We start from the raw sequence: 15,612 nt of genomic DNA, 5'->3' as shown, positions 1-15,612 counted from the left end.
TCTACCCCTACAGATAAATTGGGTCGGTGGCACCAGAAGCATCACCTTCGCCAAGATGCATGATCTCATCGAGACTCACAACACCTTGCAGAGCCAGTTCCATCGCAGAAGCCAATAACGGTTTGTAGTTTTCAGACTGTCTCGCCGTTTGAGCAAAACCAACTGCATCATTCGCTCTTAGTACATCCATCATGTTTTGTTCTAGCTCCAACATTTCAAATACACCAATACGCCCACGGTAACCGGTTAAATTACAGTTCTGACAGCCACGGCCTTTCATAAACGGCACACCCACTTGGTTAGGGAAACGAACGCTCAGCCATTGCTTACGAGGTTCATCTAACTCATCCTCAACCTTACAATCGGTACAAACTTTGCGAACCAATCGCTGTGCAACGACCGCTCGAACAGCGCTCGCGACCAAATAACCTGGTGCTCCCATATCCATCATGCGCAGTGCACTGTCTACCGCATCATTGGTATGGAGGGTGCTTAATACTAAGTGGCCAGTCAGCGCGGCTCTCAAGCCAATCTCAACCGTTTCGTGGTCACGCATCTCACCAATAAGAATGATATCGGGATCCTGACGCAAGAAGGTTCTTAGGACTGTAGAGAAGTCGAGATTGATCTTAGGGTTTACCTGAACTTGGTTCACACGAGGAAGACGGTATTCCACCGGATCTTCCGCGGTAATGATCTTTTTACCCGGTTCGTTGAGCTCACTTAATGCCCCATACAGGGTTGTGGTTTTACCCGAACCTGTCGGCCCAGTAACCAAGATCATACCGTGCGGGCGGCGCAGCTGTTGACGAAGACGAACCAACAGATCGCTCGGTATACCCGAGGCTTCAAGTTTACGTAGTCCTGCAGATTGGTTAAGCAGACGCATCACGACAGACTCACCGTGCTGTACCGGCATGGTCGACATACGAATATCAACCGACTGACCTTTAGCACGGATATTAAAGCGACCATCTTGAGGAAGACGTTTTTCTGAGATATCGAGGTTTGCCATCAGCTTTAAGCGCAGTACAAGTGCAGAAGCAATGTTCACTTCGTTCAGCAATGTTTCATGCAGCACACCATCAATACGCTGACGAAGACGCAGTACGTTTGAGTCTGGCTCTATATGGATATCAGAAGCGCCGACTTGGATTGCATCTTCAAATAACGAGTTAATTAGCTTTACTACTGTAACTTCGTCACTGTCTTCTTCAGCGATATCGAAATCAAAGGCATCATTAACTTGGTGTTCAGCGTGAAGCTGCTCAGCAAATGAGGCGATCTCTTTAGTTCTTCGGTAATAGCGATCGAAGCCATCAACTAATTGCCTCTCTGGAGCGACAACGAATTCAAGTGCGTAATCTCCCAACTGACCAAGCAAAGATTCTTGGGCAAACAGGTCGGCAGGATCGCTCATTGCAACACGCAAAGTGTCACCTTGGCGTCCAATCACCAATGCACGAAGGCGACGAGCATGTACTTCCGGTAAAAGCTGTACCGCTTCGACATCGACAACAGCTCGGCTTAGATCAATAAGAGGAATCGCTAACTGCTGCGACAAGAAACTCAACATCTGTTGCTCTGACAAGAAGCCAAGTTCAATCAGTGCATCACCCAGCTTACGACCGGTGCTTTTCTGAGCAGCCAGTGCTTGCTCAACTTGAGTCTCCGTGATAATGCCCTCTTCGACAAGCAAATCACCAAGCCTTTTTCTTAATCTAATTTGCATCGCCGCTCTCCTCTAAAGCATTGAGTATTTTTAACCTGTCACGCACAAAGCTTTGTGATTGAGATGAGATACCTACTCTGGTTAACGCACCTTGGTATGACGCTTTAGCTGCTATGAAATCGAGCTGACGTTCTTGTTGGATCGCTAAGCCTAACCACCAGCGAGCATTATCTGAATCAATCTCAACCAACTTTTGGTAACTTTCCAAGGCCACTTCTTCTTGCTGAGACTTTTGACTCAATGCTGCACGCATAGCTAGATAATCTTGCGTAGGGTTCGGCGGTAAATGTATTAATGGACTTAAAGCCGCTTCTGCTTGGTTTGCTTTAACCAAAAGCTTAGATAGGCCCAAGCGTAGCTTTTCGCTGTTAATATTAAGCTTAATCCCTGACTGAAACAGCTCGTACGCTTTACGTGTATCACCCTTACCAAAATAGAGAATCGCGAGTTTCTGACGAACATCTTCATTTCGTGGCGTATAACGTAGAGCTTCAGTGTAGCCTTTCAGAGCACCAGTAAGATCATTCGCATCAAGCGCTTTTTGAGCACGCCCTTGTGCATTCACAGATAACTGCGCAGGTGTTAACTCAACCTGTTCGATCAACATTCCGTTATTTCCTGAACCACCAGAAGTTACTGACCCATTAGAGATAGAGGCTGAATCTGTTTTTGCCACATTAGCAACATAAGTCGGCTGAGGAATTTCAGTCTTAGTCGCTTGAGGCGCGCTTAGAGATTTCGTTGATGCTTGCTGTTTTGTCGGCTGTGGGATAGACACCGCAACCGGTTCAGATACGACTGGCTTAGCTTGAACGCTTTTTACCATCGCAGTGTTTTCTGTTGAAAAGCTGGCAGTGTCTAATGTCACCAATTTCGTAGTTGGTGATGAGATAGGTTGAACTGCTTCCTGAATACCATTTGAATCATCAACGACAGAAACCTGAACCTGTAAATCTCGAGTTGAGATTGACTGTTCAACAATAGGCTGCTCAATAACTGGACCTTGCGATATCGCCCAACCGCCCATTGCTAAACTCAGAGTAAAACCTGCTGTGATCCAAACCAATGGGGAACGTGTTTTTACTTTAGGTACGATTGCCGCTTCAATCGAAGTCGCTGATTTTTTCTTTGCCAATTCAGACAAGGCGTTGTTAATGACGCTCATAATTAATTCCAACCCCACAGTATTGGCGTTTTAAATTTAGGCTTACACACATCGTATGTTTCATGCATAGCGGAAAACAGATGCTGGTTATCGATACTTTTCTTATCTTCACTGAACGAAAGCAATAGAGCCTTATGACAAAGTTGATTGATCAATCTAGGGATACCTAACGACGATCGACAAATCGCCTTTTTTTGATTCAAACTGAACAACTCAGGATTACCACCAGATTTAGCGATCCGGTTATCAATATACGCCACCGTTTCATCGAGAGTCAGCGGCCTCAAAGTTGAGCTAAACGTGATTCTTTGGCGAAACTGTCTGAGATGGTAAGCCTCTAGTCGAGCATCCAGCTCAGGCTGCCCCAATAAAACAATCTGCAGCAGCTTCTTATCTTCTGTTTCAAGGTTGCCAAACAGCCTTAGTGTTTCGAGAGCTTCATCCGATAGAGCCTGAGCTTCATCAAGAATTGCCACCACTCTTAAACCCGAATTGTGCAATTCAATGAGCTTATGCTGAATGTTGTCAACCAAGGTTGCTTCACTGTCGATAGTCAAACCGAGCTCTTTAGCAACGGCTTGGCGTAAGTCTGCACCTGAGAGCACAGGGTTTGGCAAGTAAATTAGAGCTGTGCAATCATTTAGGTGATTGACCAGCATCCGGCAAACCATGGTTTTTCCAGTACCGACCTCTCCGGTGACCTTAATCACGCCCTCGCCCATTTCTAACGCCGATATTACCGTCTGAATCGCTTCAAAGTGAGGCGCTAAACCATAAAAAAAATCGGTATTCGGCGTTAAGGTAAATGGCAGTTGTTCAAAACCAAAATGAGCTTGATACATAAGTAACCTAGCTTAGTTAGATACTGCCAATCTACATTGAAAAAGTAAGTAACTACTCTTCATCATCTGGGAACCACTGTTGAAGCAGATCTCGAGAACGCTCTAACTCTGTTTGCCATGTGTTCACACCGACGATTGTCGGTTTAAGCAAGATCACAAGCTCAGTTTTTTGCGTCAACTGACTGGTATTACGGAATAAATGGCCGAGGGCTGGAATATCACCAAGGAATGGAACTTTAGAGGTTACATCGCTGGTATTTGATTTCATCAAGCCACCAATAACCACAACATCACCATCTTGAGCACGAATCACTGAGTCAGACTCACGAATAGAGCTTTTTGCCAAAGGAAGCGTCACGACCCCCGTTGTTGAACCCAAGTTAAGCTCTTTGACCTCTTCATCCACCTCAATAACTGCCGGGTGGACATGTAAAAACACACTGCCTTTATCATCGATCTGAGGTGTCACGTCCAAAGAGATACCAGAGAAAAACGGGGTTAATTCAACCTCAGGAGCGACATTCGCGTTATCGCCACTACCAACCGCACTTGATAAATCAGTTACATAATATTCATCAGTACCGACTTTAATAACCGCTTTCTGGTTATTCGCAGCTGTCACTCTAGGGCTAGACAGCACGTTCAAATCTCCCTGTGTATCCATGAAACTTAATACTGCTTCAAAGCTACCACCAGAAACAACTAGGTTAGATTGACCACCTAAAGCTGTACCAATTGGGTCCATCCCTGGCAATGTACCTGGGATTATCGTACCGGCTGCATCTTTAACAATAGAGCCCATGCCAATTGTGTAGTTAGTACCATTTGACGAGAACATCTTGGTCCAGTTAATACCCTGCTGGTAGCCATCACTCAAAGTCACTTCCATGATCTTTGCTTCCAAGATCACTTGGCGTTGTAAGCGCTTCTGAGAAATGCCTAAGAACTCACGAACTTCACGGATTTCATCAGGATAAGCACGCACAGTAATCACACTGGCTTGCGGGGTAACAACGACGCTCTGTCCATCACCAGAACCAATTAAGTGAGCAACGGCGGCTTCAAGTTGTGGCCAAAAGTCACTTTCAGAGGTCGTTTCAATCTCTGTTCCACCGTTCGATGTAGAATTCGATGAGTTAGAAGAGTTGGATGAATTCGACGAATTTGAATTGGAACTGGAAGAGCTCGACGAGTTTGAATCAGAAGTCGTGATAGTCCCTGTCGTGATCGTCGTTAATGAGCGACCAGAACGTTTAACTTGTAAGTAATCAACTGGAATCGTTACTGTACGTAAACCTGCAGGGTAAACCTGAATGACTTTTCCACGCTTTTCAATATCGTAGCCATACATATCCTGAGCAACAGCCAGCACTTCATCTAACGTCACATCGGTTAAATTAAAAGTGAGCTTTCCAGAAACACTTGGATGAATAGCAGCACTATACTCAGTACCTTTCACTAAGCTTGCAAAAAAGGTTCTCGCTTCAACACCTTTTGCCTGAATACGAAAACGCTTAACCGTTTCCATCCCCGGAGACATAGAGTCAGAACTAAGCTGAGGCATAAGGTCATCTTGTACCGACGAAGGCAGCTCATGAAGCGCTCTGCTATTGGCTTCATTAATTGATTCGTTTAAAGATTCTTTAATCTCAACAGGATCTCTATGCCCCATCGAACAGCCAACCAAAGATGACACTAGGATTGCTACTACAAGTTTACGCATGTCTTCACTCTAACCTTAATTATTCTTAACATCTAAAGAGAACATCTCTAATTTCCACTGCTTAGAGCTTCTCTGCAGAGTGACGTATTCTGGATCTATGTTCTTAACTCGGTACCCTCTGATCGTTTCCCCTTGGCCGAGAATCTGACCATTCATAATCGCATAGCAAGGCGTATCTCCCTTACACACGATGCTTTCTAAAGAAGGTAAGCGATGGCGAGTTGGTGCTTTCTTAGCAGGTGCCGTTTTCTGTTGAGGTGAAAGCCAGCCTAATGGCGCCGTTGGATCTTGCTCAGCCCACACCACGGAACTGCTAAACAGCAGAAACAACAAAAGAGTTCTAACCACCGATAAACTCCTGTCTGGTACCTAATGTATAAACCTCGAACACCAGTCGAGCTTTAGGATATTCCTCTACCGTGTATTCAAATGTTCGCCAGTAATAGCTAACAGGAAGAGACTCAAGTGCTTGAAGGTAAGCTGAAATATCAAAGTAACTACCTGTTAGTTCCATTCTCACAGGGTGAAGAAAGTAGCCTGAATATTCACTGGTCTCTTGATTATTCGAAATCGCCTCTGGTTTTAACGACTCTAGCGATTCAAGCTTAAGCCCATTGCCGGCATTAAGAACACTCTCCAATAATTGCGACATTTGAGAAGGCGTAATCAACCCGTCGACAATTTCTGAAAGCTGCAATGAAAGATCTTGGCTCTCTCGCATTAGTTTCTTGTATTCGAGGTTAATTTCTTTATCTGGGTCTTTGTTTAACTTAGCTTGTAGAACAAGTAACTCACCTTGCTGCCTTTGGTTTGATTGAGTCAGGCTGGTCGCCTTGGCATTTTTCGCTTGTAAGTCGAGATACGCGGGCTCTACCAATAAGGTAAACAACAACATGGATAGACCAACAAAACCACACACGAAAAGTAGCCATTTTTCTCTTTGGCTCAATGCAAGAAACTTATCGCTAAGTTGATTCCACTGCTGCATTATTTACTCTCCCGACGAGTACTTAACTCAAACGTCACCACATCCTGATCATTACGACCTATTTTTAGTTTTTCAAAAGCACGTCCAACTAAATTAAGCTCACTTTTAAACTGACCAATCCAGTTAGGAACGACATTTGCGTTACGAGCTAATCCACTAAGATCTAAAGTATCGTGGGTCATGTAGATGTGCGAAAGAGAGATGTCATTTCGGCCTAATTTAGCTAAGGAATTCATGACGCCAGAATACCCGACTTGTTGGGATTCGTCGTATTGCCCGACCGCCTTCAAAGCCTCTTTTTTTGCTTGAGTCTCACGTTTGAGACGCGCAACGGCCGCCACTTTCTCAGGGGACGGTTTGTGTTGAGTTAACTTACTATTCAATTGGTTAACTTGCTTGTTAAGTTGATTCGAGTCTTGTTGCAGGGCTGTTAGTTCTTTATCTAGATTAGATACTTGGTACTGCATCGCGAAGTAACCACCAAGCAATAAAACACAAACTAGCCCCCAGCTCGCAACAACATTGGTCAGCGTAAAATATTCTTTTTTAGGCTTAAGATGTTCAGGGTAAAGGTTGACCTTAAACGTCTCTTTTTCAGCTGCGAGTTTAACCAACAAACTCTCTGAATTATCACGTTCATATTCAACCAACAATGAAACTGTCGAGCTCAATGTACTATTTAAGGCACTTTGTAACTCTGCTTCATCTTCCTCATCACAGCAAATTTTCAGCTGGTGAAGCTGTGTACCTTTAATTTGTGAAGAAAGGTAATCGATCGAGCGTTGAAGTTCTAAAGCGAGACCGTCTAACTGTAGAGCACTTGACGCAACACCCGTTAAAGGTGGAACAACACTGCGAATCGTTCTTTGAAAACAAACGGTATTTTCAACAAACGCACCCAACTTAAAGTGTGAATTAGCGCTGCGCTGTAAAAGGATGAAGTTAGACAACTCGCCAGCACTGTAACCCCAGATTTCATCTTCAGGAGCCACTCCAACTAATTCGATCTGAACCGAGTTGGCAATATTTAAAAGCTTATCTAACAGCTTTTTAGGCAAGACATACACTTGTAGCTTGTTCGACGTCGGAAGCGCGACCGCACTCGCCGTGATCTCAGTAACCCTTTCAGAGACGAGATCTTTGAGTAAGAATGGCAACGCAACCGACCATTCACTCTCTGGAATGTCCGGTTTATCAAGTTGATAGGTTTGGTAGTAGTTAGCACAGACAACCAACTGGAGACGATTACTGGCAAACGCCTCACTGCTAAGCGATTTTTTTAGCGCACTCTCCCAGTCCCCATTAACCACGGGAATACTGGTTACTTGAGGTTCTTGTTCTGTCGATGAAATATAAATGGCATCATTGCCCAGCAGGACAACTTGCGAGCTACCTTTATTATTCGTTGGCTTTATCTTGTCTAAAATCGCTTTAAAATTCATTCTTAACTACTACTCTTACGCCATCGATTTCTTCGTCCAACTTTTACAACAGATTCCGCTTTTGCAGCCTTTTCAACGTGGTTAGGCAAAGGGATAATTTGTTGTTCTTCGTCGAAATATCTTCCTTGATAGCCGTTAATGCCTAACTCTATCAAAGTATTCTTCTCTTGTTTTGTCTCGACTCCAACGGCAATAACTTGAGTTGGAGAGTCACCGCATGCCCCAATTAAGCTTCGGACAAACAGTTGATTCTCATGCCTTTGATCAATTTTCTTGATTAAGCTTCGATGAAGCTTAATGTAATTAACCTTTAAGTCCTTTATATAGTGAGTGCTAACAATGGTTCGCCCCGCTTGGCCAACCACAACTTTACACCCTAAACCTCGCAGCATCTTTGCCACCGGTCTCATATAATCAAGATGAGCAATCAAGTGCCCTTCTGGAAACTCAAATGAAAGCTGAGAGCGGTGCTGAGCAGAAAGCTGTAACAACTCACTCCTAAACCACTTAAAGTGCTGTTTATTAGCAAACGGGGTAACATTCAGATTCACCGAATAGTTGATAGGTTGAGTTGATTCTTTCAGCGATTTCAACACAACCTTTAGAACCGATTGGTCCATTTGAGCTTGATAACCCACTTGCTCTACCGCAGGCATAAATCGAGACGATTTCAATAAACCTTTATCAGGATCCTGAATTCTAGTAAATATTTCTCTATGTAATTCATTAGCTTGACCAGATTCCGGCATAAGATAACACCGCTGAGCAAAGATTACTAAATTTTCAGGAAGCAGCGCTTTATCAAGTAATGTTCTCCAACGAACACTGCCTCTATCCAACTCATTCTTATTCTGTTTCGGGTAACGGCTCCAGTTATTTATACGCTCTAACTGAGCACTCTTTAATGCCGTTTCCGTTTCATCCATGATCTGGCTGTGACGATCACCTTCGGTATACATAGTCACACCGATATGACACCAGTTTTCGGATTCCAAAGGCTCTGGCGGGGTTAGTTTATCCAACTGCCTTAAACATTGAGCTGCCAAGGTCGCAATATCTTTTGCACCCTGGTGAGGGATGAATACAGCAAAGTCCGCTTCGTAATAGCGAGAAAAAATGACATCTGGATAACGCTGAACGATATTCGATAAGACTTCACCGACTTCAATAATAAAGCCGTCAGTGATTTGCTTATCGTTAGCATCACGAACTTGTTCCCACTCGTCGATACGTATCAGTAACACACCGCCTCGAGCACCACTTTCATGCAGTACAGATTCCAGTTTATTATCAAATAAAACTCGGTTTGCCGTGCCCGTGAGTTTATCTAGGAAGGTATGGGTACGAATAAAGGTATCAAAGCGACTTCGCTCTTGACGAGCATCTTGTAGCTCTTCAATCAATACATCTAAGGCTTCACTTGCAGTATAAGGCCATTCACGCTCATCTCCCTTTGCGTGAGGTTCAACCTGCCCAGCAAGGATCATTCTTCCTCGCTCTTCTAAGATCTCAGAACCCATGAGTTGCTCTTTCAACCAACGAACACCTCGAGCCAGACAGAACAAGACCAATGCGACAGCCAAAGTAATTGACCACATCGCTTCCATTGAGTAGTTGTAGCCAATATAAGGAGGAAGCGCTTTAAATTCGATTCGGTAACCTTCATTACGCTCTAAAATGAAGCTTTTCTCATAAAGGCGATTGGGATCAATTTGTGGGGAGGTATCTTTGAAACGATAGACGATGCCAGTCTTGTTCGAGAGTTTCATCTCAACAATATTGCTCGCCTGCAACATTTTAGGCATCCAACGCTGCATTGAATACGCGGCGTCGGGATCTTCCATCTCTTTATCTACAACGTCGACAATACCAACCAAATAATGGTCTAAATATTCCTGTCCAATACGCTTAAAGGAAAGTGTGCCACCAATAAAAAGAATGAACATCGCGCTGATCACTATCACTGTGACAAATGCGACCAATCGGGTGCTCAATTTTAGTGTCGGGGTATATCTCATGAATAACGAAATCCTTTTCAACTCACATTATACCGTATTGCTACTTATACTATAAATTGACGTTGTAAATAAAGCGTTAAGAATTGTAGGTAACAAAAAGCCGCGATGAACGCGGCTTTTTCCAATTTAATACTGTCTTTATAATATATTAAAAACAGAGCTTAAAATGGGATGTCATCATCAAAATCCATTGGCGGCTCATTATATTGAGGTTGAGCCTGCTGAGGAGCTTGTTGAGGTGCTTTCGGCTGCTGTTGAGCTGGAGCACTGTATTGTTGCTGCTGTTGTTGTGGCTGCTGTGGCTGACCCCAACCACCTTGCTGTTGGTTGTTACCCATGCCACCTTGAGCAGGAGCACCACCTTGAGCACGGCCGCCAAGCATTTGCATTACACCGTTGAAGCCTTGAACAACCACTTCAGTTGTGTAGCGATCTTGACCGCTTTGATCTTGCCATTTACGCGTTTGAAGTTGACCTTCAATGTAAACTTGAGAACCTTTACGCAGGTACTCACCAGCAACTTCCGCAAGCTTGCCAAACAGAGCAACACGGTGCCATTCTGTTTTTTCACGCTGCTCGCCAGTTGCTTTATCACGCCATGACTCTGACGTTGCAATGGTAATGTTCGCTACTGCGCCGCCATTTGGCATGTAACGAATTTCAGGGTCATTACCTAGGTTACCCACTAATATAACTTTGTTAACTCCACGGCTAGCCATGATTTGCTCCGTCTAAATTCATAGTCTCAGAAAATTTTTAGCGCACAAGAATAGCATGCTTTTCTGTTGTGATAAATCGCTTCCTATTCTCACTCCACCACAAAGAATAAAAACGTAACAAATCATGATATTCAGAGCGATGTTGCTTTTTTCTCCACTTACAAACCACTCATTTACTTTGATAATTGATATTCAACGCAAGTCACTATCAAGGCGCTAGAGAAGCGAAAGCCTGCATGACAACGTGGAATCTAATCCCACTCAAACAGGACGTTTCAATGAGAAAATCAAGATACGCTCGCACTTTACACTTTCTGTGCATCGACCCAAACGATACCTATCTACATGTAAAAGAGATAGAAAAGCACTTATCTATTATCCTTTATAAGATGACACCGGACGATTTAATGCTTGTTGATAGAAAACAGAGTAACCGGATCTTGCTCGTCGATTACAGAGAGGTACCACAACTACTGATTATTTGCCCTAACCTGACTGTTATGTGGAAAAATCACGAAATCATTTTATTCAATGTCCCCCAGCAACTTCCAACCTCAGAACTGCTTACCTATGGGGTACTAAAAGGACTCTTTTACAACACTGAACAAAAGGACAAGATTGCTCGTGGTCTTCAAGAAGTCATTGATGGCGATAACTGGCTGCCAAGGAAGGTAACCAATCAACTGTTGTTTTATTATCGTAATATGGTCAATACCAACACGACACCAACCAATGTTGATTTAACCATTCGTGAGATCCAAGTGATTCGCTGCCTTCAATCAGGGTCATCAAACACACAAATCGCCGATGACTTGTTTATTAGTGAGTTCACGGTTAAATCTCACCTTTATCAGATATTCCGTAAGTTAGCAGTCAAAAATAGGGTTCAAGCTATTGCTTGGGCAAACCAGAACCTACTTGCATAATCGATCCGCCTCTTAGTCTGGCGATAATTTTGAGGGAAGCTCTAGTAAACCATGGCTATTGTTGCTGAATTTTCGACATAACTTGTGCTAGAGTTGCCCTCAGAAATATCAACCACTCAGGTTGAATCAATAATTATTATAGATAAAGGGTCTTATCATGATCAAAAAGTGCCTTTTCCCGGCTGCTGGCTACGGTACACGTTTTTTACCAGCGACTAAGTCAATGCCGAAAGAAATGATGCCTGTAGTAAACAAACCTCTGATTGAATACGGTGTAGAGGAAGCTATCGAAGCTGGTATGGATGGAATGTGTATCGTCACTGGTCGTGGTAAGCATTCATTGATGGACCACTTTGATAAGAACTACGAGCTTGAGCACCAAATTAGCGGCACCAACAAAGAAGACCTTCTAATTAATATCCGTGAAACGATTGAAGCGGCAAACTTCACCTACATTCGCCAACGTGAGATGAAAGGCCTTGGTCACGCTATCTTAACGGGTCGCGAGCTGGTAGGTGATGAACCGTTCGCAGTAGTACTTGCCGATGACCTTTGTGTTAACGAACAGCACGGCGTATTGGCTCAAATGGTTGCGCTATACAAACAGTTCCGCTGCTCAATTGTTGCAGTACAAGAAGTTCCTGAAGAAGAAACTCACAAGTACGGTGTTATCTCTGGCGAAATGATTAAAGATGATCTTTTCCGTGTTGATGACATGGTAGAGAAGCCAGAACAAGGTACTGCTCCAAGCAACCTAGCGATCATTGGTCGTTATATTCTGACTCCGGATATCTTTGAACTTATCGAACAGACTGAACCAGGTAAAGGCGGCGAGATCCAGATTACCGATGCATTGCTAAAACAAGCAAAAGCGGGCTGTGTATTAGCTTACAAATTTAAAGGCCAACGTTTTGACTGTGGTAGTGTTGAAGGTTATATCGAAGCAACAAACTACTGCTTTGAAAACCTATACAAAAAAGACCAAAAGCAAATCGAGTTAGGTAAGCACTCGACCAAGAAAGAAGCATAACGCCTGGTTAATAACTAGCGTTTCGAATTGTAAAAGGGTGACTCTATGAGTCGCCCTTTTTTGTTTTACTGTTTTTTTATCCAGTAAAACTTTGCACAAATCTCACTCTATGTAATACTTTAGCCACTTAAAATTACATGGCCTATTGAGATGGATAAAATAGAAATCAGAGGCGCTCGTACGCATAACCTCAAAGACGTCAACCTAACCATTCCTCGTGACAAACTGACTGTCATCACCGGGCTATCCGGTTCAGGAAAGTCGTCACTTGCGTTTGATACACTCTACGCAGAAGGACAGCGCCGTTATGTTGAGTCTTTATCCGCCTACGCTCGTCAATTCCTATCTCTTATGGAAAAGCCTGATGTCGACCACATTGAAGGCCTGTCTCCTGCGATCTCAATAGAACAAAAATCGACGTCACATAACCCTCGCTCAACCGTCGGTACTATTACTGAAGTCTATGACTACCTTAGATTACTGTACGCGCGAGTTGGCGAACCTCGCTGTCCAGATCACAATATCCCCCTCGCGGCGCAAACTATCAGCCAAATGGTCGATAAGGTATTAGAACTGCCTGAAGGCTCAAAGATGATGTTAATGGCACCGATCGTCAAAGAGCGCAAAGGCGAACATGTTAAAACACTGGAAAACTTAGCTGCGCAAGGCTTTATCCGTGCGCGCATTGATGGTGAAACCTGTGATCTATCCGATCCACCAGCACTTGAACTTCATAAAAAGCACACCATTGAAGTCGTGGTAGACCGATTCAAGGTTCGTCCTGATCTTCAACAGCGTTTAGCCGAGTCATTCGAGACCACATTAGAGCTATCTGGTGGTATCGCTGTCGTCGGTTGGATGGACGAAACAGATCAAGAAGAAATCGTATTTTCTGCTAACTTCGCTTGTCCAAAGTGTGGCTACAGCATGCAAGAGCTTGAGCCTCGCCTATTCTCTTTCAATAATCCAGCAGGGGCATGCGGTACTTGTGATGGCCTTGGGGTTCAGCAGTATTTTGATCCAAGCCGAGTGATTTTAGATGAGAACCTCAGCATAGCTGAAGGTGCAATCAAAGGTTGGGATCAAAAGAACTACTACTATTTCCAGATGCTAACGTCGTTGTCAGAGCATTATGGTTTTGATCTATATGCACCATTTAATTCTCTACCTAAAAAGACTCAAGAGATCATTCTAAAAGGATCAGGTCGTACTGAAGTAGAATTCAAGTACATCAATGACCGAGGTGATATTCGAGTTAAGCGTCATCCATTCGAGGGGATTTTAAATACCTTAGAGCGCCGTTATCGTGATACTGAATCTAGCGCGGTGCGTGAAGATCTCGCCAAGTACATTTCAACCAAGTCTTGTTCAAGCTGTGATGGCACTCGCTTAAGATTAGAAGCTCGAAATGTTTTCATTGGTGATACAACACTGCCGGAAATCGTTGAACTGAGCATTGCTGACGCACTACAATTTTTCCAAGAATTGAAGTTAGACGGTCAGCGTGGGCAGATCGCAGATAAAGTGATGAAAGAGATCAATGATCGTCTACATTTCTTAGTCAACGTAGGTTTGAACTACCTTAACCTATCACGCAGTGCTGAAACGCTGTCTGGTGGTGAGGCGCAACGTATTCGCTTGGCGAGTCAAATCGGTGCCGGTTTAGTTGGCGTTATGTATGTACTGGATGAGCCATCAATTGGACTCCACCAGCGCGATAATGAACGTCTACTGCAAACCTTAATTCACCTCAGGGACTTAGGTAATACCGTGCTAGTCGTGGAGCATGACGAAGATGCAATTCGTTGTGCTGACCATGTTATCGATATCGGCCCAGGGGCGGGGGTGCATGGTGGACACGTGGTAGCAGAAGGCACCATGCAAGACATCATCGACAACCCGAACTCTTTGACAGGCCAATACTTGAGCGGTGCCAAAGAAATTGCAGTGCCAGAAAAGAGAACACCTATCGATAAGAAAAAGGTCGTAGAGATTGTAGGCGCAACGGGGAACAACCTAAAGAATGTCACTGCGACGATTCCTGTAGGCTTATTCAGTTGTATTACGGGGGTATCAGGTTCGGGGAAATCCACGCTGATCAATGACACCTTCTTCAAAGTCGCCCACACTCAATTAAACGGGGCCACGACTGCAGTTCCTGCACAACACAAAAAGATTAAAGGATTAGAACATTTTGATAAGGTGATCGACATAGATCAAAGCCCTATCGGTCGTACACCAAGATCAAATCCTGCAACCTACACAGGGATCTTCACTCCTATCCGTGAGTTATTCGCTGGTACACAAGAGTCACGTTCGCGCGGTTACAAGCCGGGACGCTTCAGCTTTAACGTGCGTGGTGGTCGTTGTGAGGCTTGTCAGGGTGATGGAGTAATCAAAGTAGAGATGCACTTCTTGCCGGACGTGTATGTGCCTTGTGATGTGTGTAAAGGTAAACGCTACAACCGTGAAACACTAGAAGTTCGTTACAAGGGCAAAACCATTGACGAAGTCCTTGAAATGACCGTAGAAGATGCGCGTGAGTTCTTCAATCCGGTTCCAGTGATTGCTCGTAAACTGCAAACACTCATGGACGTGGGTCTATCTTACATTCGCTTAGGGCAAGCAGCGACAACCTTATCTGGTGGTGAAGCGCAGCGTGTTAAATTGGCGCGTGAGCTATCGAAGCGAGACACAGGTAAAACCTTGTACATTCTCGATGAACCAACAACAGGTCTTCATTTCCACGATATTCAGCAGCTGTTAACAGTACTACATAGGTTGCGTGATCACGGTAATACGGTTGTCGTGATTGAGCACAACCTAGATGTCGTTAAAACAGCAGACTGGATCCTAGATCTTGGCCCAGAAGGTGGTCAAGGTGGTGGCGAGATTGTTGCAGAAGGTACACCTGAAGATGTGGCTTTAGTCGAAGGTTCACACACCGCTCGCTTCCTTAAGCCTATGTTAAATTTGAAGTAGGTGTAAAATAGCGCCCTGCGAGCAGACAGAAAAATGTTAAAGTAA

12 protein-coding genes are annotated in these 15,612 nt (G+C 44.1%); 3 read left to right on the top strand and 9 right to left on the bottom strand.

Annotated features, from left to right (window positions below; all coding sequences use genetic code 11):
- Positions 1-7 precede the first annotated feature (7 nt).
- The 9 genes from BCU34_RS00155 to BCU34_RS00115 all read right to left on the bottom strand — a co-directional run bounded on the left by BCU34_RS00155 (position 8) and on the right by BCU34_RS00115 (position 10,629).
- Entirely contained in the window at positions 8-1,732 is a 1,725-nt protein-coding gene (locus tag BCU34_RS00155) for a GspE/PulE family protein (RefSeq protein WP_102480902.1), read from the bottom strand.
- Complete coding sequence (locus BCU34_RS00150; RefSeq protein WP_102480903.1) at positions 1,722-2,897, bottom strand: tetratricopeptide repeat protein; 1,176 nt, start codon at positions 2,895-2,897, stop codon at positions 1,722-1,724. The genes BCU34_RS00155 and BCU34_RS00150 overlap by 11 nt, the downstream gene beginning before the upstream one ends.
- A gap of 2 nt (positions 2,898-2,899) precedes the next feature.
- Positions 2,900-3,739: an ExeA family protein gene (locus BCU34_RS00145; RefSeq protein WP_055318979.1), complete on the bottom strand. Its 840-nt coding sequence runs from the start codon at positions 3,737-3,739 to the stop codon at positions 2,900-2,902.
- Positions 3,740-3,791: 52 nt separating this feature from the next.
- Entirely contained in the window at positions 3,792-5,462 is a 1,671-nt protein-coding gene (mshL, locus tag BCU34_RS00140) for a pilus (MSHA type) biogenesis protein MshL (RefSeq protein WP_102480904.1), read from the bottom strand.
- 15 nt (positions 5,463-5,477) lie between these two features.
- Entirely contained in the window at positions 5,478-5,810 is a 333-nt protein-coding gene (locus BCU34_RS00135) for an MSHA biogenesis protein MshK (protein ID WP_102480905.1), read from the bottom strand.
- The gene (gene pilO, locus BCU34_RS00130; RefSeq protein ID WP_102480906.1) at positions 5,803-6,450 is read right to left on the bottom strand and encodes a type 4a pilus biogenesis protein PilO; all 648 of its coding nucleotides are present in this window, start codon (positions 6,448-6,450) and stop codon (positions 5,803-5,805) included. Before pilO ends, BCU34_RS00135 begins: the two co-directional genes overlap by 8 nt.
- Entirely contained in the window at positions 6,450-7,892 is a 1,443-nt protein-coding gene (locus BCU34_RS00125; protein WP_102480907.1) for an MSHA biogenesis protein MshI, read from the bottom strand. Before BCU34_RS00125 ends, pilO begins: the two co-directional genes overlap by 1 nt.
- 2 nt (positions 7,893-7,894) lie before the next feature.
- Positions 7,895-9,910 carry an RNase E specificity factor CsrD gene (csrD, locus tag BCU34_RS00120; protein WP_102480908.1) on the bottom strand — a complete coding sequence of 672 codons (2,016 nt, stop codon included), beginning with the start codon at positions 9,908-9,910 and terminating at the stop codon, positions 7,895-7,897.
- Positions 9,911-10,071: 161 nt separating this feature from the next.
- A complete protein-coding gene (locus BCU34_RS00115) occupies positions 10,072-10,629 on the bottom strand; it encodes a single-stranded DNA-binding protein (RefSeq protein WP_017061342.1) in 558 nt (185 codons plus the stop codon).
- A 278-nt stretch (positions 10,630-10,907) separates the two neighbouring features.
- Here BCU34_RS00115 and BCU34_RS00110 point away from each other — a divergent pair, with 278 nt between their 5' ends.
- The 3 genes from BCU34_RS00110 to uvrA all read left to right on the top strand — a co-directional run bounded on the left by BCU34_RS00110 (position 10,908) and on the right by uvrA (position 15,567).
- On the top strand, positions 10,908-11,555 hold the full coding sequence (locus BCU34_RS00110) for a LuxR C-terminal-related transcriptional regulator (protein ID WP_102478998.1): 648 nt from the start codon (positions 10,908-10,910) through the stop codon (positions 11,553-11,555).
- Between the two features lie 157 nt (positions 11,556-11,712).
- Positions 11,713-12,585 (top strand): UTP--glucose-1-phosphate uridylyltransferase GalU, encoded by an 873-nt coding sequence (galU, locus tag BCU34_RS00105; protein WP_102478993.1) that lies wholly within the window; start codon positions 11,713-11,715, stop codon positions 12,583-12,585.
- Between the two features lie 150 nt (positions 12,586-12,735).
- The gene (gene uvrA / locus BCU34_RS00100; protein ID WP_102478994.1) at positions 12,736-15,567 is read left to right on the top strand and encodes an excinuclease ABC subunit UvrA; all 2,832 of its coding nucleotides are present in this window, start codon (positions 12,736-12,738) and stop codon (positions 15,565-15,567) included.
- Positions 15,568-15,612: the final 45 nt, after the last annotated feature.

It is taken from the genome of Vibrio sp. 10N.286.45.E10 (assembly GCF_002874195.2).
In the GTDB taxonomy this organism is placed as follows: Bacteria; Pseudomonadota; Gammaproteobacteria; order Enterobacterales; family Vibrionaceae; genus Vibrio; species Vibrio crassostreae.
This window is presented reverse-complemented; position numbering and strand designations above follow the sequence as displayed.

What these genes read in the sequence shown, in the direction of transcription:
- BCU34_RS00150 (WP_102480903.1), bottom strand. Translation starts at nt 2,897, where the DNA reads ATGAGCGTCATTAACAACGCCTTGTCTGAATTGGCAAAGAAAAAATCA.
- uvrA (WP_102478994.1), top strand. Translation starts at nt 12,736, where the DNA reads ATGGATAAAATAGAAATCAGAGGCGCTCGTACGCATAACCTCAAAGAC.
- BCU34_RS00110 (WP_102478998.1), top strand. Translation starts at nt 10,908, where the DNA reads ATGAGAAAATCAAGATACGCTCGCACTTTACACTTTCTGTGCATCGAC.
- BCU34_RS00145 (WP_055318979.1), bottom strand. Translation starts at nt 3,739, where the DNA reads ATGTATCAAGCTCATTTTGGTTTTGAACAACTGCCATTTACCTTAACG.
- BCU34_RS00115 (WP_017061342.1), bottom strand. Translation starts at nt 10,629, where the DNA reads ATGGCTAGCCGTGGAGTTAACAAAGTTATATTAGTGGGTAACCTAGGT.
- BCU34_RS00125 (WP_102480907.1), bottom strand. Translation starts at nt 7,892, where the DNA reads ATGAATTTTAAAGCGATTTTAGACAAGATAAAGCCAACGAATAATAAA.
- galU (WP_102478993.1), top strand. Translation starts at nt 11,713, where the DNA reads ATGATCAAAAAGTGCCTTTTCCCGGCTGCTGGCTACGGTACACGTTTT.
- csrD (WP_102480908.1), bottom strand. Translation starts at nt 9,910, where the DNA reads ATGAGATATACCCCGACACTAAAATTGAGCACCCGATTGGTCGCATTT.
- BCU34_RS00155 (WP_102480902.1), bottom strand. Translation starts at nt 1,732, where the DNA reads ATGCAAATTAGATTAAGAAAAAGGCTTGGTGATTTGCTTGTCGAAGAG.
- mshL (WP_102480904.1), bottom strand. Translation starts at nt 5,462, where the DNA reads ATGCGTAAACTTGTAGTAGCAATCCTAGTGTCATCTTTGGTTGGCTGT.
- pilO (WP_102480906.1), bottom strand. Translation starts at nt 6,450, where the DNA reads ATGCAGCAGTGGAATCAACTTAGCGATAAGTTTCTTGCATTGAGCCAA.